The organism is Cupriavidus basilensis (assembly GCF_029335485.1).
Lineage (GTDB): Bacteria > Pseudomonadota > Gammaproteobacteria > Burkholderiales > Burkholderiaceae > Cupriavidus > Cupriavidus basilensis_E.
The window spans coordinates 1-3440 of sequence record NZ_JARJLM010000034.1 but is presented as its reverse complement, the minus strand read 5'-3'; the positions used below and the strand labels follow the sequence as shown (position 1 = coordinate 3440).

3 protein-coding genes are annotated in these 3440 nt (G+C 68.0%); all 3 read right to left on the bottom strand.

Going from position 1 to position 3440, the window contains the following annotated elements:
• A partial coding sequence (locus P3W85_RS02070) for a hypothetical protein (RefSeq protein WP_276263542.1) occupies nt 1-344 on the bottom strand: 344 nt, incomplete at its 3' end.
• 165 nt (nt 345-509) lie between these two features.
• The gene (locus tag P3W85_RS02065; RefSeq protein ID WP_276263541.1) at nt 510-1934 is read right to left on the bottom strand and encodes a TolC family protein; all 1425 of its coding nucleotides are present in this window, start codon (nt 1932-1934) and stop codon (nt 510-512) included.
• Nucleotides 1935-1944: 10 nt separating this feature from the next.
• Nucleotides 1945-3440 (bottom strand): efflux RND transporter permease subunit (locus P3W85_RS02060; RefSeq protein WP_276263540.1); only part of this gene is annotated, 1496 nt, incomplete at its 5' end.

Sequence of the window (3440 nt, the reverse complement as noted above, 5' to 3'; positions counted from 1 at the left end):
GCCCGTGCGCGCACCGCGTGCAAGCGACCGGGCTGGGTTCTCTCCGCATGGCTGCCCATGACTTCGATGCGCAGCAACACGATCGGAATGGCCGCCAAGGCGCGCTCCAGCGCCACCAGGAGCTGCGGCGCTCTCCTCTGCTGCATCCGGAGCTCGAAGCTGAGCATGCACTTGCACGGCGGCACGCCTAGGGGCATTTGCTGCTCATTGACCGGGTACTGGCCGCAGTCGCTGGTGGCGCAACGCATGGCTTGGCGCGCGTCGGCCAGGTCCTCGAGCCGGATGATGACGCTAAGGCGATACAGACGCCAGCGCTGGAACGGTCCCTGGTTGACTGTTTTCATCAGTTTGCGCGAGAAACCTCGGCCTTCAGGCCGGGGAGGGATAGCGCGCGACGCGAAGCGTCGCCCCTGTGCCCGCTCTCCTTGTGGAATGCGCTACGAATGAGTAACCGTATCCGTCACCGCGCAAGCACTGCAGCGACAGAACACCAGCCACTGGCAAGGCAATCAGAGCGATGGCCGTCGGCCGGTGGATAGTTGCAGTTCCACCGTTGCCGCCGCCAGGTCGGCCTGGGCCTGGAGATAGTCCAGGTAGGTTCCGTCCGCCGTGCGTTGCGCGTCGAGCAATTCCAGCAGCGAAGCCGAGCCATGGCGGTACGACTGGCGCATGCCGTCGAGCACGCGGTCCGCGTCGGCGATCACCGAGTCGCGATAGCGTTGCAGGTTGTCCCGTGCGGCCTCGAACCTGGTAAGCGCGTTGCGCACGTCGACCTCCGTCTTCAGCTCAGCCTCGCGCAGTCCCAGCATCGCCTGCGTGACCAGCGCATCGGCCTGGATCAGCTCGCCGCGCTGTAGCCGCGACAGCGGTAGCGGAATCGACACCGAGACGCTGAGCATGCGCGAGCGCGGCGAACCGTCGCCCAGTGGCTGGCCCTCGTCGTCGACGCCGCCGCGCACGCCCGGAGTCAGGGTCAGCCCCAGCCCGAGGGTGGGATCGACCCAGCGGTTGGCGCGGGCGAGCTCGGCGTTGTCGCGCGCGTTGTCCAGCATGGCGCGGGCGATCAGGACGTCGTCGCGCTGCTCCATTGCCTGGGCGATCAGCGCGCCGGCGTCGGTGCCGGGCGCGAAGGGCTGGAAGTCGCAGGCCAGCGGTGCGCGGCCGAACACCTCGGTGATCCGGGTGCCGATCTGGACCGACAGATTCTGCATGGCGGCCTGCGCGGCGGCGCGGGCGGATTTGACCTCGGCGGTGAAGCGGTCGCGTTCCACGCGCGACTGCGACAGCTCCAGCCCGCCGATATCGCCCGCCTTGCGGCGGATCTCGTTGGCGCGTACCACGTTGCCGAGCGCGGCCAGCGTGGATTCCTGCCGTAGCAGGGCCTCGCGGCTGCGGCAGGCTTCGACGAACGCCGCTGCGGATTCCCCATACAGCGTGTGCTTGAAGCCCATCAGGTTCGCTTCAGTCAGTTTCAGGTTGCTTTTCGCTGCCTGGATGCGCTTGCCGCGCTTGCCGCCCAGCTCGATGGGGATCGACACGCCGAGCTCGTGGGTGCGCGGTGGCCTGGGCGAGACCGCGCGGCTCAGTTCGATGTTTCCGCGGCCATAGCTGATCTCCGGGTCGGGGCGCACGCCGGCGATCGAGATCTCGGCCTCGGCGCTGCGGATGGTTTCCTGTTGCGCGGACAAGCCGATATTCTGGCGTTCGACAATGTCGAGATAGCTGGCAAAGCGTACCGGCGCGCTGGACTGGGCGGTGGCCATGGCGTTGCCCGCGATACCGTCCGGCGCGTTGCCGGCGGCCCTGCTTGCGGGGGCGGCCAAGGCCGGAGGGGCTTCCTGCGCCCAGGCGGCCGACGCCGCCAGTGCCAAGGTAGCGAACAGGGCGTGGCGCAGCTTGGGTGTCGTATGCTTGGTGTTAGTCGTGCATTGCATTGGGTTCTCCTCAGGCCTCGCCCGCGGCATGGGTCGCCGGTGCATCGCCTTCGGTATCGATATCGGATTTCCCGGTGCGCAGCGCCGTGCGTTCGACGCGGGCTTCCACCAGGTAGTAGAGGGCGGGCAGCAGCAATAGCGTCAGCAAGGTGGCGGTGAAGAGTCCGCCCACCACCACGGTGGCCAGCGGGCGCTGCACATCGCTGCCCAGGCCAACGGCCAGCATGGCCGGGGTGAGGCCGATCGCAGCGACGGTGGCGGTCATCAGCACCGGCCGCATGCGGCTGGCGGCGCCTTCGATCACGGCTTCGCGCAGGCTCATGCCTGCCTGCGCGCGCAGCCGGTTGATCTGGGCGATCATCAGCACGCCGTTCAATACCGCCACGCCGAACAGGGCGATGAAGCCGACTGCGCTGGACACGTTGAGCGTCATGCCGCGCAGATGCAGCGCGGCCAGGCCGCCGATGGTGGCGAGAGGCACCGCCAGCAGCACCAGTGCGGGCTGGCGCAGGTTGCGGAATTCGGCGAACAGCAGCACGAACATCAGCGCCAGCGTCATCGGCAGGATGATGGCCAGCCGCGCCTGCGCGCGCTCCAGGTTCTCGAACTGGCCGCCCCATTCGATCTGGATGCGCTTGTGGTCATAGGAGACCGCGCGATCGATGGCGGGCTGCGCCGCTTTCAGGAAGCTGGACAGATCACGGTCGCGGACATTGAGCCGCACGATGATGTGGCGGCGCGCCATTTCGCGCACGATCACGCTCTCGCCGGACACTGTGGTGATGCGTGCCACCTGCGCCAGCGGAACCTTGGCGCCGTTGGCCGCGGTCAGCATCAGCGCGCCGACCGTATCCGTGCTGGAGCGCATGGCCGGCGGGAAGCGCACGGTCATGTCGTAGCTCTTCTCGCCCACGTAGAGCTGCCCGACAGGCGAGCCGCCGATGCCGGTGGAGATCAGCTCGGCCACATCGGCCGCGTTGATGCCATAGCGGGCAGCGGCGGCGCGGTCCAGGTCGATCTTCAGGTTGGGCAGGGGCGGTTCCACGTCGACCGCAACGTCGGCCGCGCCCGGCACGCCGCGCAAGGTGGCGGCGACTTCGCCGGCAACACGGCGGACGTCGCCGAGATCGTCGCCGAACACCTTCACCACCAGGTCGCTGTGGGCGCCGGACAGTTTGTCCTGCACACCGTCGATCATCGGCTGCATGAAGCCGACCGTGTAGCCGGGCATCCGCGCATAGCGCGCGGACAGCTTGTCGATCAACTGCTGCTTGGTCATGCCGGAGGCCCAGGTCCGGTACGGATGCAGGCCGACGCTGGCTTCGATGTGCGAGGGCGTCCAGTAGTCGGTGCCATCGTCGTTGCGGCCGGTCTGCGTCACCACATAGGACACCTCAGGGAACTCGCGGGTGACCTTGCGCAGCTCGCTCGCCATTTCGGAGGCGCGTTCCAGCGTGATGCCGGGCGGCATCTGCACCTGCAGCCACAGCGAGCCTTCGTCCAGGT

Coding starts and splice junctions, on each gene's coding strand:
- P3W85_RS02065 (WP_276263541.1), bottom strand. CDS start 1,934: ATGCAATGCACGACTAACACCAAGCATACGACACCCAAGCTGCGCCAC.